This is a genomic window from Streptomyces sp. A012304, from assembly GCF_026008495.1.
Classification (GTDB): domain Bacteria; phylum Actinomycetota; class Actinomycetes; order Streptomycetales; family Streptomycetaceae; genus Streptomyces.
Genome location: NZ_BQUN01000050.1, coordinates 49835 through 72865, shown reverse-complemented (window position 1 = coordinate 72865; position 23031 = coordinate 49835). Strand labels below are relative to the sequence as shown.

Annotated in this window: 20 protein-coding genes and 2 tRNA genes; 8 read left to right on the top strand and 14 right to left on the bottom strand. The window is 70.8% G+C overall.

Annotated features, from left to right (window positions below; genetic code table 11):
* The 4 genes from ALMP_RS11840 to ALMP_RS11825 form a co-directional block, all read right to left on the bottom strand.
* Positions 1-72, bottom strand: a tRNA-Glu gene (locus ALMP_RS11840).
* Between the two features lie 5 nt (positions 73-77).
* A tRNA-Phe gene (locus tag ALMP_RS11835) sits at positions 78-149 on the bottom strand.
* Between the two features lie 104 nt (positions 150-253).
* Positions 254-1570, bottom strand: coding sequence for a nitrate/nitrite transporter (locus ALMP_RS11830; RefSeq protein WP_264926857.1), 1317 nt, complete (start codon positions 1568-1570; stop codon positions 254-256).
* A complete protein-coding gene (locus tag ALMP_RS11825) occupies positions 1567-2232 on the bottom strand; it encodes a GntR family transcriptional regulator (protein ID WP_264926855.1) in 666 nt (221 codons plus the stop codon). The genes ALMP_RS11830 and ALMP_RS11825 overlap by 4 nt, the downstream gene beginning before the upstream one ends.
* A 212-nt stretch (positions 2233-2444) precedes the next feature.
* On the opposite strand from ALMP_RS11825, the gene ALMP_RS11820 reads away from it, so the two are divergent.
* The gene (locus ALMP_RS11820) at positions 2445-3350 is read left to right on the top strand and encodes a D-alanyl-D-alanine carboxypeptidase family protein (RefSeq protein WP_264926853.1); all 906 of its coding nucleotides are present in this window, start codon (positions 2445-2447) and stop codon (positions 3348-3350) included.
* 76 nt (positions 3351-3426) lie between these two features.
* On the opposite strand, the gene ALMP_RS11815 is transcribed toward ALMP_RS11820, so the two are convergent.
* A complete protein-coding gene (locus ALMP_RS11815; protein ID WP_264926851.1) occupies positions 3427-4251 on the bottom strand; it encodes a maleylpyruvate isomerase family mycothiol-dependent enzyme in 825 nt (274 codons plus the stop codon).
* Positions 4252-4432: 181 nt separating this feature from the next.
* Between ALMP_RS11815 and ALMP_RS11810 the strand changes: the two genes are divergently transcribed.
* Entirely contained in the window at positions 4433-5230 is a 798-nt protein-coding gene (locus tag ALMP_RS11810) for a carbon-nitrogen family hydrolase (RefSeq protein ID WP_264926849.1), read from the top strand.
* A 44-nt stretch (positions 5231-5274) separates the two neighbouring features.
* Here the strand turns inward: ALMP_RS11810 and ALMP_RS11805 are convergent, their stop codons facing one another.
* On the bottom strand, positions 5275-5685 hold the full coding sequence (locus ALMP_RS11805; RefSeq protein ID WP_264926847.1) for an SsgA family sporulation/cell division regulator: 411 nt from the start codon (positions 5683-5685) through the stop codon (positions 5275-5277).
* Between the two features lie 212 nt (positions 5686-5897).
* On the opposite strand from ALMP_RS11805, the gene ALMP_RS11800 reads away from it, so the two are divergent.
* Positions 5898-7658, top strand: coding sequence for a sigma-70 family RNA polymerase sigma factor (locus ALMP_RS11800; RefSeq protein WP_264926845.1), 1761 nt, complete (start codon positions 5898-5900; stop codon positions 7656-7658).
* A gap of 36 nt (positions 7659-7694) precedes the next feature.
* Here the strand turns inward: ALMP_RS11800 and ALMP_RS11795 are convergent, their stop codons facing one another.
* The 3 genes from ALMP_RS11795 to ALMP_RS11785 all read right to left on the bottom strand — a co-directional run bounded on the left by ALMP_RS11795 (position 7695) and on the right by ALMP_RS11785 (position 9479).
* On the bottom strand, positions 7695-8477 hold the full coding sequence (locus ALMP_RS11795) for a DUF2637 domain-containing protein (RefSeq protein ID WP_264926843.1): 783 nt from the start codon (positions 8475-8477) through the stop codon (positions 7695-7697).
* A gap of 15 nt (positions 8478-8492) precedes the next feature.
* The gene (locus ALMP_RS11790; protein ID WP_264926841.1) at positions 8493-8633 is read right to left on the bottom strand and encodes a hypothetical protein; all 141 of its coding nucleotides are present in this window, start codon (positions 8631-8633) and stop codon (positions 8493-8495) included.
* A 351-nt stretch (positions 8634-8984) separates the two neighbouring features.
* Entirely contained in the window at positions 8985-9479 is a 495-nt protein-coding gene (locus ALMP_RS11785; RefSeq protein ID WP_264926839.1) for an LURP-one-related/scramblase family protein, read from the bottom strand.
* A gap of 87 nt (positions 9480-9566) precedes the next feature.
* On the opposite strand from ALMP_RS11785, the gene ALMP_RS11780 reads away from it, so the two are divergent.
* On the top strand, positions 9567-11402 hold the full coding sequence (locus ALMP_RS11780; protein WP_264926837.1) for an NHL domain-containing thioredoxin family protein: 1836 nt from the start codon (positions 9567-9569) through the stop codon (positions 11400-11402).
* Between the two features lie 12 nt (positions 11403-11414).
* On the opposite strand, the gene ALMP_RS11775 is transcribed toward ALMP_RS11780, so the two are convergent.
* The 4 genes from ALMP_RS11775 to ALMP_RS11760 form a co-directional block, all read right to left on the bottom strand.
* Positions 11415-11666 (bottom strand): DUF6458 family protein, encoded by a 252-nt coding sequence (locus tag ALMP_RS11775; protein ID WP_264926874.1) that lies wholly within the window; start codon positions 11664-11666, stop codon positions 11415-11417.
* A gap of 113 nt (positions 11667-11779) precedes the next feature.
* Positions 11780-13078, bottom strand: coding sequence for a M18 family aminopeptidase (locus ALMP_RS11770; protein WP_264926835.1), 1299 nt, complete (start codon positions 13076-13078; stop codon positions 11780-11782).
* Positions 13079-13325: 247 nt separating this feature from the next.
* Complete coding sequence (locus ALMP_RS11765; protein ID WP_264926833.1) at positions 13326-15152, bottom strand: acyl-CoA dehydrogenase; 1827 nt, start codon at positions 15150-15152, stop codon at positions 13326-13328.
* Between the two features lie 138 nt (positions 15153-15290).
* Positions 15291-16085 carry an alpha/beta fold hydrolase gene (locus tag ALMP_RS11760; protein WP_264926831.1) on the bottom strand — a complete coding sequence of 265 codons (795 nt, stop codon included), beginning with the start codon at positions 16083-16085 and terminating at the stop codon, positions 15291-15293.
* A gap of 133 nt (positions 16086-16218) precedes the next feature.
* Here ALMP_RS11760 and ALMP_RS11755 point away from each other — a divergent pair, with 133 nt between their 5' ends.
* From ALMP_RS11755 to ALMP_RS11745, 3 genes are all read left to right on the top strand, one after another.
* A complete protein-coding gene (locus ALMP_RS11755; protein WP_264926828.1) occupies positions 16219-16686 on the top strand; it encodes an SseB family protein in 468 nt (155 codons plus the stop codon).
* Positions 16687-16808: 122 nt separating this feature from the next.
* The gene (locus ALMP_RS11750; protein WP_264926826.1) at positions 16809-17780 is read left to right on the top strand and encodes a pirin family protein; all 972 of its coding nucleotides are present in this window, start codon (positions 16809-16811) and stop codon (positions 17778-17780) included.
* Positions 17781-17943: 163 nt separating this feature from the next.
* Positions 17944-19050, top strand: coding sequence for an AI-2E family transporter (locus ALMP_RS11745; protein WP_264926824.1), 1107 nt, complete (start codon positions 17944-17946; stop codon positions 19048-19050).
* On the opposite strand, the gene ALMP_RS11740 is transcribed toward ALMP_RS11745, so the two are convergent.
* Positions 18963-21158: a SpoIIE family protein phosphatase gene (locus ALMP_RS11740; RefSeq protein ID WP_264926822.1), complete on the bottom strand. Its 2196-nt coding sequence runs from the start codon at positions 21156-21158 to the stop codon at positions 18963-18965. The two genes, ALMP_RS11745 and ALMP_RS11740, sit on opposite strands and share 88 nt — an antisense overlap.
* A gap of 209 nt (positions 21159-21367) precedes the next feature.
* Between ALMP_RS11740 and aspS the strand changes: the two genes are divergently transcribed.
* A partial coding sequence (gene aspS, locus ALMP_RS11735; protein WP_264926820.1) for an aspartate--tRNA ligase occupies positions 21368-23031 on the top strand: 1664 nt, incomplete at its 3' end.

Sequence of the window (23031 nt, the reverse complement as noted above, 5' to 3'; positions counted from 1 at the left end):
CCGACGTGGCGGGTTCCGCCCCCGCGCCCTCCGGGTTGAGAGCCCGGTGCTCTGCTGCTGAGCTTCACGTCGAGGATCCGACGTGGCGGGTTCCGCCCCCGCGCCCTCCGGGTCTTCAGCCCGGTGCTCTGCTGCTGAGCTACACGTCGACGGCCCCGACGGTAGTGGGCGAACAAGGGTGCGGACAACGTCTTTTGGCGGTGCCCGCACCCGTGGCTGCACGGCCCGTGCGCCGCGGAGCCGCACCCGTCGGCTACACGGGCACGTGCACCGCGGACACCCGGCTGGCGACCAGCCGCTCCCGCTCCCGCCGGGCCGCCCGCTTGCGCAGCCGCAGGATCTGCACGACGCCCACCGCCTGGAGGACGAACACCGAGGAGAACGCGACGGTGTAGTCGTCGCCGGTCGCGTCCAGCAGCACGCCGACCGCGAACAGGGTCGTCATGGAGGCGACGAAGCCGCCCATGTTCGTGATGCCGGACGCGGTGCCCTGCCGCTCGGGCGGGTTCGCCGGCCGGGCGAAGTCGAAGCCGAGCATCGAGGCGGGCCCGCACGCCCCCAGCACCGTGCACAGCGTGACGAGCAGCCACATCGGGGCGCGGTCGCCGGGGTGGGCGAGCATCGCCGCCCACAGCAGCGCGGTCGCGCCGACGGTGCCCAGGGCGAGCGGCAGCCGCGCCTCGTGGTGCCGGGCGACGACCTGCCCGTACACCAGTCCGACGGCCATGTTGGACAGGACGATGAGCGTGAGCAGTTCACCCGCGGTGGCCCGGCTGAGGCCCTGTGCCTCGACGAGGAACGGCAGGCCCCACAGCAGCAGGAACACCATCGCCGGGAACTGGGTCGTGAAGTGCACCCACAGCCCCAGCCGGGTCCCCGGTTCCCGCCAGGACGCGACGATCTGCCGCCGTACGTAGGCGGCGCCCCGGTGCGCGGAGGGCGTCGGCTCGTGCCCCTCGGGGTGGTCCTTCAGGAACAGCAGGAGCAGCACGAGGACGACGACGCCGGCCAGGGCGCTGCCCCCGAAGGCCGTCGTCCAGCCGACACCGTGCAGCAGCCGGGACAGCACCAGCGTGGAGACCAGGTTGCCCGCCATGCCGGCCAGCCCCGCGAACTGCGCGATCAGCGGCCCGCGCCGCGCCGGGAACCACCGGGAGCCGAGCCGCAGCACGCTGATGAACGTCATCGCGTCCCCGCACCCGAGCAGCGCCCGCGAGGCGAGCGCCATGCCGTACGACGGGGCCAGCGCGAAGCCGAGCTGTCCGGCCGTGAACAGCACGACGCCGATGCCCAGCACCTTTCGGGTGCCGAGCCGGTCGACCAGCAGGCCGACCGGTATCTGCATGCCCGCGTACACCAGCAGTTGGAGGATGGAGAAGGTGGACAGGGCGGAGGCGCCCACGTGGAAGCGGTCGGCGGCGTCGAGGCCGGCCACCCCGAGCGAGGTACGGAAGATGACGGCGACGAAGTAGACGCTGACGCCGATCCCCCAGACGGCGACGGCGCGGCGGCCGCCCGGCGGGTCACCCGGAAGGGTGGCGGTGTTCACCGAATCTCCTCCGGACTTCATCGGACCTCTCCCCGGGCCAGGTGGGAGAACCAGCCGATGTGGCGGTGGACGACGGCGACGGCCTCCTCGGCGTCCCCGGAGCGCAGGGCGCGCAGGATCTCCTCGTGCTCGACGAGCGTCTTGGCGATCCGGTCGGGGTGGGAGTGCATGATCGCGACACCCATCCGCAGCTGACGGTCACGCAGTTGGTCGTAGAGGCGGGAGAGGATCTCGTTCCCGCCGCTGCGGACGATCTCGGCGTGGAAACAGCGGTCGGTGACGGCGGCTTCGGCCAGGTCACCGGCGGCGGCCTGGGCCTTCTGCCGCTCCAGCAGCGCCTCCAGGCGCTCGATGAGCCCGGGGGGCGCGGGGACGGCCTTGCGCGCCGCGTGCTCCTCCACCAGCAGCCGGGTCTCGACCACGTCCGCGATCTCCTGCGCGGAGACCGGCAGCACCAGGGCGCCCTTCTTCGGGTAGAGCCTGATCAGCCCCTCCACCTCCAGGCGCAGCAGCGCCTCGCGCACGGGCGTGCGGGAGACGCCTACGGCCTCGGCGAGTTCGCCCTCGGTGAGGAGGGTGCCGCCCTCGTAGCGGCGGTCCAGGACGCCCTGTTTGACATGGGCGTAGACACGGTCGGCGGCGGGGGGCTGCTTGACGGGGGCGGGCGGGGCGGAGGACGGCATGACCACAGGATAGATACAACAGGTACGCATGGCCGTCCGCGTCCATCATGCGGACCGCCCCGGGACCGGCCGGCGCGACGACTGCGAGATTGCTCGCAGCGGCCGTACAACCTTCTGTGCTACTTACGTGTCACACACGTGCGGCCCCATTCTTCTTTCCCCTCCAACTCGGCCGCATCGCAGGGGTATTCGACGTAATCGGGGTATTTCAGTTGATAACCGCCACAAAGGGCCTCCGGATCCGCCGAGCCGCAGCCGTCGCCCTCACGACCGGCGCGATGCTCGCCACCGGTGCCCTCACCGCGGCGCCCGCGCAGGCCGCTGTCGCGGTGCCCTCGATCACCGCCAAGGGCGGGTTCGTGATGAACGGGGCCACCGGTAAGGCGCTGTACGCCAAGTACGCCGACACGCCGCGGCTGACCGCGTCCACGACCAAGATCATGACCGCCCGGGTGGTGCTCGCACAGCCGAACCTCAACCTGGACACCAAGGTCACCATCCAGAAGGCGTACAGCGACTACATCGTCGCCAACAACTACGCCTCCAACGCCAAGCTGATAGTCGGTGACAAGGTCACCGTCCGTCAGCTGCTGTACGGCCTGATGCTCCCGTCGGGCTGCGACGCCGCGTACGCGCTCGCCGACAAGTTCGGCACCGGCACGACCCGCGCCGCGCGCGTGAAGTCGTTCATCGGCAAGATGAACGCCACGGCGAAGTCGCTCGGCATGAAGAACACCAACTTCGACTCCTTCGACGGCATCAGCAAGGGCGCCAACCGGTCGACGCCGCGCGACCTGACGCTGCTCGCCCGGGACGCGCTGAAGAACGCCAACTTCCGCGCGATCGTGAAGACCAAGTCGTACACGGCCAAGACGATCACGAAGACCGGTGCCACCCGCACGATGGCGGCGTGGACCAACACCAACACCCTCCTCGGGTGGAACGGCACGCTCGGTGTGAAGACCGGTTCCGGTACCGACGCCAAGTACTGCCTGGTCTTCGCCGCGACCCTCAACGGCAAGCAGGTGATCGGCACGGTCCTCACGTCGTCGTCCGCGGCCAACCGCACGACCGACGTGAAGAAGCTCATCAACTTCGGTTACGCGAAGATCGGCTGACGTCTCAGCACCTTCGGACGGGGCCCGCCGTGACACTCACGGCGGGCCCCGTCCGCGTCCGTCCCCCTGGGCGCCGCTACCGCGTGACCGAGAAGTTCCGCAGGATCGCCGCCGTCAGCTCGGGTTCGCCCTCCGCCTTCACCCGGTCCGCCACCGCCTCCGGCGTCACCCGCCCGCAGGCCAGCCGTACGTACGTCTCCCAGTCGAGGCTGAACGCGGCGGCCGGGCCGAGCGCGGGAACCGTCTCCAGCGTGCCGCGGCCCTGGATGTCGACGCGGATCGTGCGCAGGAACTCGACCGGCCCGTGCACGTCGAAGACGATCGCGGAGCTGCGCGGGGCCTGCGCGCGGTCGGCGACGACGCCGGGGAGTTCGGCGAGCAGCACGTCACGGGCGATGTGCGCGCCGGGGGAGTCGAGGTTGCCGGGGCTGCCGAGGGCGGCGCGCAGGTCCTGCTCGTGCACCCACACGTTGAACGCGTGGGTGCGCATGGACTCCTCCAGGGTCAGCTCGGTGCCGTAGGGGCCGCGGACCCTCGCCCCCGGCTCACGCGACTCGTTCCGCAGCTGGCGGTTGCGGCGGATGATCGTGTACTCCAGCTCGGCCGTCATCTCCGGCGCGGTGTGGTGCCGGCGGACGTCGACCTGCATCTCCATGTAGCGCTGGAACTCGGTGGTGACGTGGAACAGGTCGCGCGGGAGGGTGTGGATGGGCCGCGGGTCGCCGTACATCTCGCAGTCCAGGCCGATGACGTGGGAGACGATGTCGCGCACCGACCAGCCGGGGCATGGCGTCCGGCGGTTCCAGTCCGCCTCCACGAGAGGCTGCACCAGCTCGGATATCGCTTCGATGGAGTGGGTCCAGGCGTCGGCGTAGGGCTGGAGGGTGGGATGCAGACTCACGGAACGGGACCCCTCGGCGGTCGGTACTCGGGCGGTTGTGGCGGCGGCGTTGCCTGCGGGAGGTGGCTGTCGGCGGGTGTCTCGGGACGTTAAGTTACGCTGCTCTGAGGCACACCGGCAGTGCTTTCGTGTGACGATCGTAGGCCCGTGTGGACTACTCGAATGCCAGGACGGTGGTAGTGTGCGCGCCTCGCTGATCCAGATCGCCGTGGACGAGGGCGAATCGGCCGCGACGCGGCGGGCGCGAGTCGCCTCGCTGGTGCGGGAACAGGCCGGCTCCGCGGACCTCGTCGTGCTGCCCGAACTGTGGACGACCGGGGCGTTCGCCTACGAGGAGTTCGCCGTCGAGGCCGAGCCGCTGGAGGGCCCGACGTACGAGGCCATGGCCAAGGCCGCGAGCGACGCGGGTGTCTGGCTGCACGCGGGCTCGATCCCGGAACGGGACCCGGAAGGCCCCCTCTACAACACGTCTCTCATCTTCTCCCCCTCCGGTGATCTGGCCGCCGCCTACCGCAAGATCCACCGCTTCGGCTTCGACAAGGGCGAGGCCGTGCTGATGGGCGCGGGGCGGGAGCTGGTGACGGTACGGCTGCCCGGGACGACTCTCGGTGTGGCGACCTGTTACGACCTCCGTTTCCCCGAACTCTTCCGCGGTCTCGTCGACGCCGGCGCCGAGACCCTGGTCGTCTCGGCGGGCTGGCCGGAGCGCCGCCGGGCGCACTGGACGCTGCTGGCCCGGGCGCGGGCGGTCGAGAACCAGGCGTTCGTGCTCGCGTGTGGAACGGCCGGGACGCACGCCGGAGTTCCGCAGGCGGGTCACTCGATCGTGGTCGATCCCTGGGGCGAGGTGCTCGCCGAGGCCGGCCCCGCCGAGGAGGTCCTCACCGTGGACTTCGACCCGGCGAGGGTGCCGACGACCCGCGAGCAGTTCCCCGCCCTGAAGGACCGCGTCCTGGGCCTCCAGCCGCCTCGACGCTGAGCCTTCTCGGCGCTGCGCCTTCCCGGCGCCGGACCGGCGGGGGCTCACGCGCCGTCGAGCAGTGCGACGAGGCCCTGGTCCAGGGCCGGGCCCGCCACCTCTCCGCCGGGTTCGGTCACGGCGTACGACCGCCTGAGGAAGCGGTGGAGGGTGGCGGAGTCGAAACGGATCATGGCCACGCCCTCCGCTCCGTGGAGTTCCACGATCGTGTGGGACGGCCCGCACGGCCAGATGTGCACCGCGCCCGGACCGGAGGGGGCGACCAGCCCGTCCTCCAGCAGCGCGCGGGAGAACGTCCAGGCCGCCTTCTCGCCGTCGAGCGTGGCGCAGCCCGGGAAGACGAGCTGCACGGCGAGCGGGTCGTCGCGCCTGTAGCGGAGGGTGACGGGGACCGCGACCTCCTGATGGCGAGTGATCAGGCGGGCGCCCGTGGGCTGTTCCAGGGTGAGGTGCACGGTCGTTCTCCGATTCGGGCGGGAGGGTCGGCCGGGTGTGTTCCCGCCGATGCCTCCTCGACCGTGCGCGGGGGGCTCGTATTACGCGGCGTGCGCAGGGTGTTGGTGTGACCTGTATCACCTTGCGTGATGTCGAGACTTAGTTGAAGTTTTTGTCATCTACGCTGACAAACCCTTTCTCCCTCTTCGTAGGCAACTGGAGCGTTGCTGCCATGACCGACGGTTCCACCGCGACGGCGACCGACGCCTACGCCCGGATCTACGAGGAGCAGCAGCCTCGGCTCGTCGCGTACGCGCGTTCGCTCACCAGGAACGCCTGGGTCGCCGAGGACCTCGTCGCCGAGGCCCACTTCCGGGTCTGGCGGAGGCTGTCGGCGGGGCACGAGATCGACAACGTGCCCGCGTACCTCATGACGACGGTCCGGCATCTCGCGATCGCCGCGGGGACCGCAGCCCGGGAGACACCGCGGGATCCGCAGGCCGACGAGCGGACCGAGGCCGCCGGGCACGGGGACGACCCCGCCGACCAGGTGTCCTCCGTCGACCTGCTGATGCGCGTCCTGGGCCAGTTGCCCGAGCGCTGGGTGAAGGCGCTGTGGCTGGCGGAGGCGGAGGGCCAGCCGCTGGCGGCGATCGGGCCGCAGCTCGGCACCAAGCAGGGCGCGACCGCCGTCCTGCTGCACCGTGCCCGCGAGGGCATGCGACAGGCCTACCTCAGCACCCAGACCGGCGTCCCGGACGACCCCGCCTGCCAGGTGCACTGCGCCCGCATGCCCGCGTATGTGCGCGGCGCGGCCACGGCACGGCAGTCCGAACGGCTGCTCGGTCACGTGGAGACGTGCGACGACTGCCGCGAGCGGCTCACGACCCTGATGCGCGCCAACAACCGCCTGCCCGCGCTCGTCGGTCCGGCCCTGCTGGTGTTCGCGCTGGGCGGCGCGGGACGGTACCTGCTGTCGCTCACCGCCGGGTCCGCCGGCGCGGCGACCGCGGCCGGCGGGCACGGTGGCGGGCTGCTGCACGGGGCGCGCCACGCCGCCACCGGTGGCGCGAAGACGCCGCTGACGGTCGCGGGCGGCGCGGTCGTGGCAGGCACCCTGGCCATCTGCCTCGCCCTCGGTTCGGTGGACGCCTCCCCCGACGCCTCACCGGTCACGCCGGAAAAGGCGCCGGTGGCTCAAGTACCGGTGGCGGAGGTACCGGTGGCCGAGGTGCCTGTGCGTCAGGAGCCGGTGAGCCGGGTGCCCGTGCGTCAGGAGGCGGTGGTGCGGGTGTCCGTGGGCCAGGTGCCCGTGGTCCCGGTGCCCGTGGTGCGGCAGGTTCCCGCGGCGGACGCCGACACGGTCGTATCCCCGGGCACGCCCGCTGCACCCGCGCCGGTCACCGAGGCCGGCGGGACGGGGACGGGCGACGACGTGAGCGAGCAGCCCGCGGAGGAGCCGCCCGCCGCGCCGCCGTCGACGGAACCCGGGCCGGAAGGGAAGGACAAGGAGCCGGAACCCGCGGCTGAGGAGCCCCCGGCCGCGGAACCTCCGGTTCAGGAGCCCCCGGCTGAGGAACCGCCGGCTGAGGAACCTCCGCTTCAGGAGCCCCCGGCCGCGGAACCCCCCGTTCAGGAACCGCCGGCCGAGGAACCGCCGGCCGAGGAACCCCCGGCCGAGGAACCCCCGGTCCAAGAACCCCCGGCGAACCAGGCACCGGAACCGGGCGCTCCGAACACCCCGGAACCGGCACCGGACCCGCAGCCCGACGTTCCCTCGGACAACCCGCACACCCCTGACACCCCGGAGGTCCCGGAGGTCCCTGAAGTCCCGGAGGTTCCGGAGGTCCCGGACGCCCCCGCCCCGCACGAGGACACCCCGCCGCCCTCCGAGCCGGGCCCTGAGGAACCCGGAAGCCCCGGAGGCGACTGCGGGCACGGGCACGGCGGACCGTACGACGCCCACGAGGACCGTACGCCGCAGCCGTCCTGACCCTCTTCGGAAGTGCCGCGAGCAAGGGCCGTCGCGCTACTGGCGGTGGCGGGGCGTGCCCTGACGGGGCGGCAGCGTCAGGGTGATCTGCCGGACGAGCTGCTGGAAGCAGGCCAGCGACGCGAGGGCCGGCAGGGCGGCTCCAGCGATACCCGTCAAGGTCCTTTCGGCCTGAGCCACACAGAGCATGATCGCGACGGAGGAGAACAGCAGAACGATCAGCCAGGAATGCACGGCGCGGCGCTGGTGCAAGGCGGTGCGCAGAATGGAGAGAGAGGCCACCATCCAGGGGCCGTACACCAGCAGAGGCCACCAGGGGATCGTCCCGCTCTGTGCACCGTTCGATCCGTGCGTGCTCTGCTGCAAAGGCCCGTAGGCGGCCATGCCGCCGAAGACGCTCACCATCGCAACGATCACGGCGACGAACGCGATGATGACGAAACTGCCCGTCTGCAACCATTTCAGCTGGGGTTTTCCCGAGACGCGGCTCTTCCGATGTCCGGCGGACGAACTGCGCAGGGGCGGCATCGGAGCGGTGATGTGCGCGCGGTTCTCCATCGGTTCGGTGGGGTCGAACCCGGGAGGTGACTCGCCCCGGGGCGGCGGCACCCGGGACGTCTGCTCCGTCGGCATGGCCTCCTGGAGGAGATAGGCGAGTTCCTCGGCCGGGTCCCAGCCCGCGTCCGGAGGGACCAGGACGTCTCCGCTGTGGACGTCATCGACAGGACCGCCGTGCCAGCCGTTGCCCGGCCCATAAGAATATTGGTCGGAATACCATTCACGCCGGGCAAAGGCGGGATCCACATAGTTGTGGTTCATGCGAATCCTCGCTCGTCACGCGAGGTCCGCGTGGCGGCGGGAGTTCTCCTGGCCGTCCCACCGTCGATTCAGGTCCTCCTGGGCCGCCTCCAGCAGCGTGAGGAATTCGCGGAGCAGCCCCTCGGTGACCTGGTGCTCGACCCGGACGTCATTCACGCGCCACGCACCCAGGGCCTGATGCGCCGAGATCGCTTCACCGGACGCGTAAGCGTATTTACCCGCTGTCATATCACGGGTCGCAGGAATACCATCTTCCCTGGCGCCCCGACATGGCAGGCGGTGAAACCTTGCGTTGGTCATGTTCCGCTAACGCTGGCCGGCCTCCTCCAGATGCGTGGCAAACGGGTGAGCCCGATGCGGCGGAAATGTCAAGTAGAGCGTTTCTTAATTAATGTCATCTCCGCCTCGCACGTTATGAGTCGAGCGGTTTTTCCTCATAAATCTTCTGCAGCCGAAAGCAGGAATCACCTCGGGACCACTCGTCTGATCCTCTGGTCCTCTGGTCCTCTAGTCCTCGCGCTCCTTCTCCGCCAGGTGGATCACGCACACCGCCACCGCGATCAGCAGCGCCGGGTCCGCGTCCTCCCGGACCACGTCGACGCCGTACGTCTCCCGCACATGGAGCCAACGGCGGGAGACGACGGCGAGGAGTTCGCCCTCGTACTCGACGGCGAACTCCCGGTCGAGGATCTTTCCGCTGACGTCCAGTTCGGTACGGCCGTCCGCCAGGGAGACCCGGTAGTGGTTGCGCAGGAGGGACAGGCGTTTGCGGCGGATCGTCGCGAGCGGCTCGCCCGCCCGTTCGATCACCATGGTGTCGCGCAGGGCGAACATCTTCTGATGGATGTCGATCAGGACCCGCCCGTGGGCGTCCTTCAGCTCGAAGGTCTCCCGCAGCCGCATCGCCTTGCCGTCGACGAGGAACACCTTGGTGCCGCGGTCGTCCTCGATCCAGTAGTCGTCACCGAGACCGAGGAGCCGGTCGCGTACGAGGAATCTCATGTCTCCACCGCTTCCCCGCCGCCGCCCGCCGGACGCGGCCATTGGGCCGACGGGCCGATCGTCCGACCCGGGTGGCACCCTTGATCCATGACCGACTCCACCCCGGCCCCGACCCCCCGTCGCGTCCGAGTCCGCGCCCCCGAGCTGATCGGCAAGGGTGGCTGGCTGAACACGGGCGACAAGCAGTACACCCTCACCGACCTGCGCGGACGCATCGTCATCTTGGATTTTTGGACGTTCTGCTGCATCAACTGTCTGCATGTTCTGGACGAGCTGCGGGAGCTGGAGGAGAAGCACCGGGACACGGTCGTCGTCGTCGGTGTGCATTCGCCGAAGTTCGTCCATGAGGCGGAGCACGGCGCTGTGGTCGACGCCGTGGAGCGGTACGGCGTGGAGCATCCCGTTCTGGACGACCCGGAGCTGGCCACCTGGAAGCAGTACGCGGTGCGCGCGTGGCCCACGCTCGTCGTCGTCGACCCGGAGGGGTACGTGGTCGCGCAGCACGCCGGTGAGGGGCATGTGCACGCGATCGAGCGGCTGGTGACGGAGCTGGAGGCGGAGCACGAGGCGAAGGGCACCCTGCGGCGCGGCGACGGCCCGTATGTGGCGCCCGAGCCGGAGCCGACCGTCCTGCGCTTTCCCGGGAAGGCGATCCTGCTGCCGTCCGGGACGTTCCTGGTCAGCGACACCACCCGGCATCAGCTGGTGGAGCTGGAGGGGGACGGGGAGACGGTGGTGCGGCGGATCGGGTCCGGCGCGCGCGGCTTCGTCGACGGCGCAGCGGACACGGCGGCCTTCAACGAGCCGCAGGGGCTGGCGCTGCTGGACGACACCTCGGTGGTCGTCGCCGACACCGTCAACCACGCCCTGCGCCGCCTCGATCTCGCCTCCGGCGCGGTGACGACCCTGGCGGGTACCGGAAAGCAGTGGTGGCAGGGCTCGGCGACGTCCGGGCCGGCCCGGGAGATCGACCTCTCCTCGCCGTGGGACGTGGCGCTCTTCGGTGGCCAGGTGTGGATAGCCATGGCCGGCGTCCACCAACTGTGGGCGTACGATCCCGCCGCCGGCACCGTCCGCGTCGCGGCCGGCACCACCAACGAGGGGCTGGTCGACGGGCCGGCCGCCGAGGCCTGGTTCGCGCAGCCGTCCGGGCTCACGGTGTCCGCCGACGGGGAGCGGCTGTGGCTCGCGGACTCCGAGACCTCCGCCCTGCGCTGGGTGGACGGCGACGGCGTGGTCCACACGGCCGTCGGCACGGGCCTGTTCGACTTCGGGCACCGGGACGGCGCGGCCGGACAGGCCCTCTTGCAGCATCCGTTGGGCGTGACCGCGCTGCCCGACGGCTCGGTCGCCGTCTGCGACACCTACAACCACGCGCTGCGCCGCTACGATCCGGCGACCGGCGAGGTCAGTACCCTCGCCACCGATCTGCGTGAGCCCAGTGACGCGGTCCTCGTGGGGGAGGACATCGTGGTCGTGGAGTCCGCCCGTCACCGGCTGACCCGGCTGCGGCTGCCGGAGGAGGCGGTGCGGGTGGAGGCCGTCGCCCACCGCACCCAGCGGGCCGCCACCGAGGTGGCGCCGGGCCGACTGCGGCTGGACGTGATCTTCCAGGCCCCGGCCGGTCAGAAGCTGGACACGCGGTACGGCCCCTCCACCCGTCTCCTGGTCTCCGCCACCCCGCCGGAGCTGCTGCTGTCCGGCGAGGGCGCGGACACGGACCTGGGCCGCACGTTGGAGCTGAACGCGGCGGTGGGGGAAGGGGTGTTGCATGTCTCCGCGATGGCCGCGTCCTGCGACGACGACCCGGCGAACGAGTACCCGGCCTGCCATGTCCACCAGCAGGACTGGGGTGTCCCGGTGGTGGTCAGCGAGGGCGGCGCCGACCGGCTGCCGCTGGTGCTGGCCGGTATGGACGCTTGATCGCGGCAGCGGTCACACGCCGTACCCGTCGCCGTAGCCGCCCCGGTGGTGGTGCCGCTCCTCCTCGACCACGGTCGTCGAGGCCGGAGGCACCACCACGCGGCGGCGCCGGGCGATGCTGCTGAAGGTCGTCACGCCGATCAGGCCGACGATCATCAGGATGATTCCGACCAGGTCGAGGTTGACCCCCTGCATGTCCCAGTCGGTCGCGAACGTGAGGATGGCTCCCACGGCGATGAGGATGATGCACCCGCCGAGGCCCATGAGTGTCGCCTCCCAATCCGGTGTACCGGTCGTTCCGGTCACCGCATCCGGGTACCCCGCCGGGCAACTCCCATGCGGAAGCGAGCCTTTGCCCAGGTGAGGGGGCGGGGAGCCTAGCCCTCGAGGAACGCCACCAGGGCGTTCGCCAGCAGGTAGGGGTCGTCCGCGCCGCTCAACTCCCGTGCGCTGTGCATCGACAGGATGGCCACGCCGATGTCGACCGTGCGGATGCCGTGCCGGGCGGCGGTGATCGGGCCGATCGTGGTGCCGCACGGCATGGAGTTGTTGGAGACGAAGGACTGGAAGGGCACGCCCGCCTTCTCGCAGGCGGCGGCGAAGACCGCCCGGCCCGAACCGTCCGTCGCGTAGCGGTTGTTGACGTTGACCTTGAGGATCGGGCCGCCGTTGACCCGCGGGTGGTGGGTGGGGTCGTGCCGTTCCGCGTAGTTGGGGTGGACGGCGTGGCCGGTGTCGGAGGAGAGACAGACGGTTGCGGCGAAGGCCCGCGCCCGGTCCTCGTACGTCCCTCCGCGCGCGAACACCGACCGCTCCAGCACACTGCCCAGCAGCGGACCGTCCGCGCCGGTGTCCGACTGGGAGCCGTTCTCCTCGTGGTCGAAGGCGGCCAGGACCGGGATGTACGGCAGGTCGTCACCGCCGCCGGCGACGGCGACCAGGGCCGCCGTACCGGCGTGCACGGACAGCAGGTTGTCCATGCGCGGGCCGGCCACCAGCTCCTGGTCGCGGCCCAGGTATGCGGCCGGTTCCACCGAGTGCGTCATCAGGTCCCAGCCGGTGGCCTCGCCGGCGTCGAGCCCGGCCTCCGCCTCCAGGAAGGCGATCAGGTCGCCGTCGCGGACATCGTTACCGAGGCCCCAGACCGGCTGGAGGTGGCGCTGCTTGTCGAGCTTGAGGCCGTCGGTGCTGACGGCCCGGTCGAGGTGGATGGCGAGCTGCGGCACCCGCAGCAGCGGCCGGTCGACGTTGACCAGACGGGTGGAGCCGTCGCGCAGGGTCAGCCGGCCGGCCAGGCCCAGGTCACGGTCGAGCCAGGAGTTCAGCAGGGGGCCGCCGTAGATCTCCACGGCGATCTGGCGCCAGCCGTGCGCCCCGGTGTCGGGCAGCGGCTTGACGCGCAGGTTGGGGGAGTCGGTGTGTGCGCCGACGATACGGAACGGGGTGTGGGGGGCGGTTCCTTCGGGGACGTACCAGGCGATGATCGCGCCCCCGCGCAGCACGTAACGGCCCCCGCTCGTTCCGTCCCAGGCGTCCGTCTCGGCGACCTGTCGGAAACCGGCCTTCTCCAGCCGTTCGGCGGCGTTCGCCACGGCGTGGTACGGCGACGGGCTCGCCGTGAGGAAGGACATCAGGTCGTCGGTGTGACCGCGGTCGAAGCGGGAGGGTTGGCTCATGGGTTCACCTTAACGACGGACGAGGGCCCGCTCCCGGTGAAGAGAGCGGGCCCTCGTGAGGACGGTGCGGCGTTCGGCGCAAGCCCGCCGAAGTCGGACCAGGGGCGCCCCCGAGGTGGGGTCGGGAGCCGGCCCCCGGGCGGATCGGAGGGGCGCCCGAGCGGATCGGGAGGCGACCCCCGAGGCGGATCCCGAGGTGGGTCGGGAGCCGGCCCCCGGTGGGTCGGGGGCGGCGCCCGAGGCGGATCTAGAAGGCGGCCTCGTCCAGTTCCATCAGGTCCAGCTCGACGCCCTCGGCGATCTTGCGGGCCAGGGTGACGCCCGGCAGGACGTTGGCCGCGAAGAACTTCGCCGCGGCGATCTTGCCGGTGTAGAAGGACTTGTCCTTGGCGGAGGCCGTCTCCAGCTTCTCCGCCGCGACCGCGGCGCCCTTGAGCAGCAGGTAGCCGACGACCACGTCACCGGAGGCCAGCAGCAGGCGGGTGGTGTTCAGGCCCACCTTGTAGATGTTCTTGACGTCCTGCTCGGTGGCCGCGAGGTCGGTCAGCATCAGACCGACGATGGCCTCCAGCTCGACGGCCGCCTTGGCCAGGTGCTCACGGGCGCCCGCCAGCTCCTCGCCGCCGGTGCCGAGCGCCAGGAACTTCTTGATGTCCTCGGCGAGGGAGTTCAGCGCCGCGCCCTGGTTGCGGACGATCTTCCGGAAGAAGTAGTCCTGGCCCTGGATCGCGGTGGTGCCCTCGTACAGGGTGTCGATCTTGGCGTCGCGGATGTACTGCTCGATCGGGTACTCCTGGAGGAACCCGGAGCCGCCGAAGGTCTGGAGCGACTGGGCGAGCTGCTCGTAGCCCTTCTCGGAGCCGTAGCCCTTGACGATCGGCAGGAGCAGGTCGTTGAGCGCGTGCTCGGACTTGGCGTCCTCGCCGGCCGCCTCCTTGACCGCGATCGCGTCCTGGACCGAGGCGGTGTACAGCACCAGCGCGCGCATGCCCTCCGCGTACGCCTTCTGCGTCATCAGCGAGCGGCGCACGTCGGGGTGGTGGGTGATGGTGACCTTGGGGGCGGACTTGTCCATGAAGTTCGCCAGGTCGGGGCCCTGGACGCGCTCCTTGGCGTACTCCAGCGCGTTGAGGTAGCCCGTCGACAGCGTGGAGATCGCCTTCGTGCCGACCATCATGCGGGCGAACTCGATGATGCGGAACATCTGGCGGATGCCGTCGTGCTTGTCGCCGATCAGCCAGCCCTTGGCGGGGTGGCGGTCGCCGAAGGTCATCTCGCAGGTGTTGGAGGCCTTCAGGCCCATCTTGTGCTCGACGTTGGTGGCGTAGACGCCGTTGCGCTCGCCCAGCTCGCCGGTCTCGAAGTCGAAGAGGTACTTCGGGACGAGGAAGAGGGACAGGCCCTTGGTGCCGGGGCCGGCGCCCTCGGGACGGGCGAGCACGTAGTGGAGGATGTTCTCCGACATGTCGTGCTCACCGGAGGTGATGAACCGCTTCACGCCCTCGATGTGCCAGGAGCCGTCCTCCTGCTGCACGGCCTTGGTGCGGCCGGCGCCGACGTCGGAGCCCGCGTCGGGCTCGGTGAGGACCATCGTCGAGCCCCACTGCTTCTCGACGGCGATCTGCGCGATCTTCTTCTGGACCTCGTTGCCCTCGTCGAAGAGGATGCCGGCGAAGGCCGGGCCGGAGGAGTACATCCACACGGCCGGGTTGGCGCCGAGGATCAGCTCCGCGTACGCCCAGATCAGGGACGGCGGGGCGGTGGTGCCGCCGATCTCCTCGGGCAGGCCGAGACGCCAGTACTCGGAGTCCATGAACGCCTGGTAGCTCTTCTTGAAGGAGGCGGGCACCGGCGCGGTGTTGGTCTCCGGGTCGAAGACCGGCGGGTTGCGGTCGGCGTCCGTGAAGGACTCCGCGAGCTCGGTCTCCGAGAGGCGGGTCAGCTCCTCGAGGACGCTCTTCGCGGTCTCGGTGTCCATCTCCTCGAACGGGCCGGTGCCGTACAGCTGGTCGCGTCCCAGTACTTCGAAGAGGTTGAACTCGATGTCGCGAAGATTCGACTTGTAGTGCCCCATGGCGACGGCTCCCGGCTCCGTAGAGAGATCGGCGAGGCACTGGATCCTCGCGCTAGTTCACGTACCAACAAGTAGCTACGATGATGCTACCCGTCGGTAATAAGTCGCAACCCCCATCCGTCGAAGTGTGAGAAGGGTCTATCCCAGGCCCGCACCGAGGCCCTCGGTGAGCAGCCGTGCCCAGTGGGCCGGGTGCTCGGCGAAGGGCAGATGCCCACCCGGCATCTCCCTCAGTCGCGCCCCCGGGATCCCGGCCGCCGTCGCCCGGTGCAGCCGGGGCGGGACGAGGGCGTCGTCCACGGGCGAGATCACCAGGGTCGGCGCGACGATCCTCGGCAGGTCGGCGCGGACGTCGGCCCGGATCACCAGGTCCACATGGTCGGCGGTGCCCTCCGGAACCGTCGCCCCCGTCTCCCTCGCCGCGGCCTCCAGTTCGTCGGGTGTCATCGCCTCCAGTGCGGCCGGGCTCAGGGCGCGCGCCAGGACGAACCGGCCGAGGGTGTCGGGGTCGTCCGCGCCGCACAGCGTCTGCCAGACCCGGGCGTTGAGCCGGAGTTCGGCGTCGGGGTACGGGAAAGGCGCGGTCAGCACCAGTGCCGTCACCCGGTCGGGATGGCGCGCGGCGAGCCGGATCGCCACCGGGCCGCCCAGGGAGAAGCCGGAGACGGCGAACCGGTCCAGCCCCTCGGCGTCGGCCGCCGCCACCAGTGCGTCGGCCAGCGTGTCCAGGTCGAGCGGGTGCGGGCTGCGCGGGGTGGTGCCGGTGCCCGGGTAGTCGACGCCGACGACCCGGTGTCCGGCCGCCAGGGCGTCCATGACCGGGCCGTAGTTCGCCTCGACGGAACCGCCGGCGCCGTGCGCCAGCAGCAGTCCGGGTCCGGTGCCGAGGACCGTGCGGGCCGGGATCGGCGCGTCGGAGAGGTGAGTGGACATAGGAGGACCCCCGGAGTCGTGTGCCGAATTCTGTATCAGCCGTTACATAAAAACGTACCGACATTCTCTAGCGACCGCTACATAAATCTTCCCGGCCCCCGTGGCGGCCACCTTCCTCGGTACCCTGTCGCTCATGTACGGCTACGACCAGAACGTGGGCGCCCAGCAGCAGTACGCCCCGCCGCAGCAGCCCGGCGGTGTCGGCGGATACGGCCAGCAGCCGCCCCTCTATCCCGAGCCGTCCCCGCCCTCGCTCGCGGACGCGGTGCGGGCCTTCACCACCGGACAGATGGCCGCCGAGGACTTCCAGCAGGTCTTCGCCACCTCGAAGGTCTACTGCCCGCGCGGTGACAACCCCGGCTTCCTCGCGCTGCACAACACGCAGCAGCCGGTGATCCCCATGTTCTCCACGCTCAAGGAGCTGCGCCGGTACGCGGGCAAGGAGTCCAAGTACTTCGTGATCACCGGCGCCGAGGTGCTCGATCTGCTGCCCACCGGCTACGGCTTCGTCCTCGACATGGAGGGCGAGCACCGGATGGTCTTCGACGCGAAGGCCGTCGAGCAGATGGTCGACTTCGCGATGCGCCGGATGTACGGCTGACCGGCCCGTTCGAGCGGCCCTGGCCCGGAGGGAATGCCCTCCGGGCTTTCGTCGTTCTGGGGTGGCAGAAAGTTCAACGCTCAACTAAAGTGGCTCGCACATCGCCCAAGGAGGGGACCGAGATGCCTGCAGTGACCGTCGAGAACCCGTTGACGCTGCCCCGCGTGGCGGCACCGGCCGACGCCGTGGCACGTCCCGTGCTCGCCGTCACGACCGCGCCCAGCGGTTTCGAGGGGGAGGGCTTCCCGGTGCGCCGGGCGTTCGCGGGGATCAACTACCGCCACCTCGACCCGTTCATCATGATGGATCAGATGGGCGAGGTGGAGTACGCGCCGGGCGAGCCGAAGGGCACCCCCTGGCACCCGCACCGAGGCTTCGAGACCGTCACGTACATCATCGACGGGATCTTCGACCACCAGGACAGCCAGGGCGGTGGCGGCACCATCACCAACGGCGACACCCAGTGGATGACGGCCGGCGCGGGCCTGCTGCACATCGAGGCGCCGCCGGAGCACCTGGTGATGTCCGGCGGTCTCTTCCACGGCCTCCAGCTGTGGGTGAACCTCCCGGCCAAGGACAAGATGATGCCCCCGCGCTACCAGGACATCCGTGGTGGCAGCGTCCAGTTGCTGACCACGCCCGACGGCGGCGCGCTGCTCCGCGTCATCGCCGGCGAGTTGGACGGCCACGCCGGTCCCGGCATCACCCACACCCCGATCACGATGGTCCACGCGACCCTCGCGCCGGGCGCGGAGCTGACCCTGCCGTGGCGGGAGGACTTCAACGGCCTCGCGTACGTGCTGGCGGGCAAGGGCTCCGTGGGCGTGGAGCGCCGTCCGATCCACCTGGGCCAGACGGCCGTCTTCGGTGCCGGCGGTTCGCTGACCGTCCGCGCGGACGCGAAGCAGGACTCGCACACCCCGGACCTGGAGGTCGTCCTCCTCGGCGGACAGCCCATCCGTGAGCCCATGGCCCACTACGGCCCGTTCGTCATGAACACCCGCGAGGAACTCCAGCAGGCGTTCGAGGACTTCCAGAAGGGCCGCCTCGGCACGATCCCGGCCGTGCACGGGATGTCCGAGGGCGGACTGTAGGCCTCACCGGGCCCCCTGCCGTACTGGTCCACGCAGGTGGACGACGGCGCGACGACGCTGTGTCGAGGGCGTACGACTGAGCCGGCCGGCTCGGGTGACGACCCGTCACCCGGTCGGTCCGCCCGCGCAGGACACCTCGCGCGGTGCGTGGTCCGCTGGACGCGTGCCATCGTCGCTGCCCGCCCCCGTCCGCCGTCTCGCCGCCTGGTGCGCGGTGATCCTGCTGGTGTCGGGCGTGGTGTACGTCGGGATCCGGCTGTGCGCGGAGCTGCGTACGGCGGTGGTGCCGGTGCTGCTCGCGCTGCTGGGGACCGCCCTGCTCGGGCCGTTCCACCGGCGGCTGGTGAAGGCCCGGGTGCCCAGGTCGATGGCCGCCGGCGTGACCTGTGTGGCCGTGGTGGCCGTGGTCGGCGGGGCGGTGTACATCGTCGTGGCCGCGCTGATCGACACCGGCGACCAGATCGTCGCCTCGCTCAGGGACGCGGCGCAGGACCTCGCCCGGCACTTCGGGGCGGCGGGCACCTCGCTGGACGACCTCGCCTCCAACGCCCGGGAGTTGCTGTCGAAGTTCGGCGGCACGGCGGCCTCCGGGGTGATCAGCGGGGTCAGTGTCGTCGGCGAGACCATCGCGATGGCCGTCCTCGCGCTGCTGCTGGTCTTCTTCTTCCTGCGCGACTCCCACCGGGTCGTGGCCACCCTGCGCACGCTCGCCCCGCACGACAGCGCGGACACCGTGGAGGCCATGGCCCGGCGGGCCTTCCAGAGCGTCGAGGGCTTCATGCGCGGCACGACGGTCATCGCGTTCATCGACGCCGTCTGCATCACCGTCGGACTCCTCGTCCTGGACGTCCCGGGCGCCGCCGGGCTGGGCGCGCTCGTCTTCGTCGGCGCCTACATCCCCTACCTGGGGGCGTTCATCTCCGGGGCGGTGGCCGTGCTGGTGGCGCTCGCCGACCGGGGGTTCGTCATCGCGCTATGGGCGCTCGGCGTGGTGCTCGCCGTGCAGGTGCTGGAGGGGCATGTGCTCCAGCCGATGATCCAGAGCCGGACCGTGCAGATGCATCCGGCGGCGGTGATGCTCACCATCACCGCCGGGGCGTCCGTCGCCGGGATCCTCGGCATGCTGCTCGCCGTCCCGCTGACGGCGGCGGCGTTCGGGGTGGCGTACGAGCTGCGGGAGCGCTACGCCGCCTCCCCCGGCTCACCGGACTCCCCGGCCTCCCCCGGCTCACCGGACTCCCCCGGCCCGCCGGGCTCGCCCGGCTCGTAGAGCTCGAACCAGATGCTCTTGCCCTCGCCGCGTGGCGCCACCCCCCACGCGTGCGCGAGGAGTTCGATGAGGACCAGGCCACGGCCCGAGGAGGCCAGTTCGCCGGGCCGGCGCTTGTGCGGCAGGTCGTCGCTGGTGTCGGTGACCTCGATCCGCATCCGGCGCTCGCCGGCCGCGCCCGTCACCTCGGCGACCAGCAGCGCGTCGGCGTCGGTGTGCACGAGGACGTTCGTCAGCATCTCGGAGACCAGCAGCACCGCCGAGTCGATCTGTTCGGCGTCGGCCCAGTCGTGCAGCAGCTCACGCAGGTGCCGGCGGGCCACGGCGATCCGCTCGGGCTCGGCCTGCGCGACGGTCAGCATGGTCCGCCGCACGTTCGGCCGCTCGGGGACCGGTGTGTCCAGGCCGCAGCCCGCGCCCTGCCGGCACAGCAGGAGGAGGGCGATGTCGTCCTCACGCCGGTCGGCCAGCGGCCCGGTGGTGTGGTGCGACGACGGCCCGTGCACACCCTGGACCAGCGCGTCCGCCAGCTCCTCCAGACCGCCCTCGTGGGCCTCCAGGATCTTGCGGACCCGCCGCCAGCCGGTGTCGAGGTCGTGCCCGCCCGTCTCCAGCAGGCCGTCGGTGCACAGCATCAGCGCCTCGCCGGGTTCCAGGGCGAGACGGGTGGTGGGGTAGTCGGCGTCCGGGTCGATGCCCAGGGGCAGTCCGCCGGCCGTCGATCGGACCAGGACCGTGCCGTCGGCCAGGCGGATCGCCGGGTCGAGATGACCGGCCCGGGCGGCCTCCAGCACCCCGGTGACGGGGTCGACCTCGAGGTAGAGACAGGTCGCGAAGCGCAGATCGGCGGCGCTGTCCGGGTCGTCGGTGTGGGTGAGGCCGTAGAAGAAGCGGGAGGCGCGGGAGAGGACCGCGTCGGGGCGGTGGCCCTCGGCGGCGTACGCGCGCAGCGCTATCCGCAACTGGCCCATCAGGCCGGCCGCCCGCACGTCGTGTCCCTGCACGTCCCCGATGACCAGCGCGAACCGTCCGCCGTCGCCGGGCAGCGGGATCATGTCGTACCAGTCGCCGCCGACCTGGAGGCCGCCGCCGGTGGGGATGTAGCGGGCGGCGAGGGCCATGCCGGGGATCGCGGGGCCGAGGGTGGGCAGCATCGAGCGTTGCAGGCCGTCGGTCAGCTCGCGCTGGGTCTCGGCGGCGCCGGCCCGGGTCAGGGCCTGGGCGAGCATCCGGGCCACGGTGGTGAGCACGGACCGCTCGTCGGGGGTGAAGGCCACCGGGTAGGCGAAGGCGGCCATCCAGGCGCCCATGGTGCGGCCGGCCACCGTCAGCGGCAGGAACGCCCAGGAATGGCGCCCGAAGCGCTCGGCCAGCGGCCAGGTGAGCGGATAGCGCGCCTTGTACTGCTCGGGGGAGGAGAGATAGACGGCACGGCCGGTGCGGACGACCTCCGCCGCCGGGTAGTCCGTCTGGATCGGCATCTGGATGAAGGGGGCCTCGTCGCCGGGCCGCTGCCCGTGGTGGCCGATGATCGTCAGCCGGTCGCCCTCGACGCCGAAGACGGCCAGGCCGGCCGGTGAGAAGCCCGGCATCGACAGGCCCGCCGCGACCCGCAGCACCTCCTCCGTGGAGCGTGCCTCCGCCAGCGCGCGGCCCGCGTCCAGCAGGAACGCCTCCCGGGAGCGCCGCCAGTCGCCGGTGACGGCGGTGCGTCCGGCGGGGGTGCCGGGTCTGGGCTCGGTGACCTCCTGGAGGGTGCCGATCAGCTCGTAGGCCTTCCTCGCCGGGTCGAAGGACGGCTTGGAGCGGCTGCGGACGACGCGCACCACCCGCCCCCGGTCGTCCATGATCCGGACGCGGACCTCGGCGAGGGTGCCCTCGGCGACAGCGAGGCGGATGACGCCGGTGATCTCGTTCCAGTCGACGGGGTGGAGCCGGGAGCGGGTCTGGGCCTCGGTGAGGACGCTCGCCTCGGCGGGCAACCCGAGCAGCCGAGCTGCCTCGGCGTCGACCGTGACCAGCCCGGTGGCGGTGTCCCAGTGCCACAGGCCGGTCGCGAGGGAGGCGAGCACCTCCTCCACGGCGGGCAGGGGCTCGCCAGTGCGCATTGCCCCACTTTAAGAAGAGATGGTTGAAGTGTGCCACTGATCGCCGGACGGGTCATGGCCGGACGGGTAATGGGGGGAGTCGGTCCCGGGGTGCCCGGTACGCTGGGGGGTGTTTCGTGTTTCACGTGAAACAAGAAACGTGACCACACGGAACGCACACCGCGTGACTCTGACAGCGCCCCCGATCCGCGAAGGCTGGATGAACGACGATGCATCGGTACAGGTCCCACACCTGCGGCGAGCTCCGCGCCTCTGACGTCGGCACCGACGTCCGGCTGAGTGGCTGGCTGCACAATCGGCGCGACCTGGGCGGCATCCTCTTCATCGATCTGCGCGACCACTACGGCATCACCCAGCTGGTCCCCCGCCCGGGCACGCCCGCGTACGAGGCCCTCGACAAGCTGACCAAGGAGTCGACCGTCCGTGTGGACGGCAAGGTCGTCTCCCGTGGCGCCGAGAACGTGAACCCGGAGCTGCCCACCGGCGAGGTCGAGGTCGAGGTCGGCGAGGTCGAGCTGCTCGGCGCGGCCCAGCCGCTCCCCTTCACCATCAACACCGAGGACGGGGTCAACGAGGAGCGGCGCCTGGAGTACCGCTTCCTGGACCTGCGCCGCGAGCGCATGCACCGCAACATCATGCTGCGTACGTCGGTCATCTCCGCGATCCGCAGCAAGATGGTGGCGCTCGGCTTCAACGAGATGGCGACCCCGATCCTGTCCGCGACGTCCCCGGAGGGCGCGCGTGACTTCGTGGTGCCGTCCCGTCTGCACCCGGGCAGGTTCTACGCGCTGCCGCAGGCCCCCCAGCAGTTCAAGCAGCTGCTGATGATCTCGGGCTTCGACCGCTACTTCCAGATCGCGCCCTGCTTCCGTGACGAGGACGCGCGCGCGGACCGCTCGCCGGGCGAGTTCTACCAGCTCGACATCGAGATGAGCTTCGTCGAGCAGGAGGACGTCTTCCAGCCGGTCGAGAAGCTGATGACCGAGCTGTTCGAGGAGTTCGGCAACGGCCGTCACGTCACCTCTCCCTTCCCGCGGATCCCGTTCCGTGAGGCGATGCTGAAGTACGGCTCCGACAAGCCGGACCTGCGCGCCCAGCTGGAGCTGGTGGACATCACCGACATCTTCCAGGGCTCGGAGTTCAAGGCGTTCGCCGGCAAGCACGTGCGTGCGCTGCCGGTGCCGGCGGTCCAGGACCAGCCGCGCAAGTTCTTCGACCAGCTCGGTGAGTACGCGATCGCGCAGGGCGCGAAGGGCCTGGCGTGGGTGCGCGTCGCGGAGGACGGTTCGCTGTCCGGCCCGATCGCGAAGTTCCTGACCGAGGAGAACGTCGCCGAGCTGACCAAGCGGCTGTCGCTGACCGCCGGGCACGCGGTCTTCTTCGGCGCGGGCGAGTTCGACGAGGTCTCGAAGATCATGGGCGGGGTGCGGGTGGAGGCCGCCAAGCGCGCCGGGCACTTCGAGGAGAACGTCTTCCGCTTCTGCTGGATCGTCGACTTCCCGATGTACGAGAAGGACGAGGAGACCGGGAAGATCGACTTCTCCCACAACCCCTTCTCGATGCCGCAGGGTGGTCTGGAGGCGCTGGAGACCCAGGACCCGCTGGACATCCTGGGCTGGCAGTACGACATCGTCTGCAACGGCGTCGAGCTGTCCTCCGGTGCGATCCGGAACCACGAGCCGGAGATCATGCTCAAGGCCTTCGAGATCGCGGGCTACGACCGGGAGACCGTCGAGGAGAAGTTCGCCGGCATGCTCCGCGCGTTCCGCTTCGGCGCCCCGCCGCACGGTGGCATCGCGCCGGGCGTCGACCGCATCGTCATGCTGCTGGCCGACGAGCCCAACATCCGCGAGACGATCGCCTTCCCGCTCAA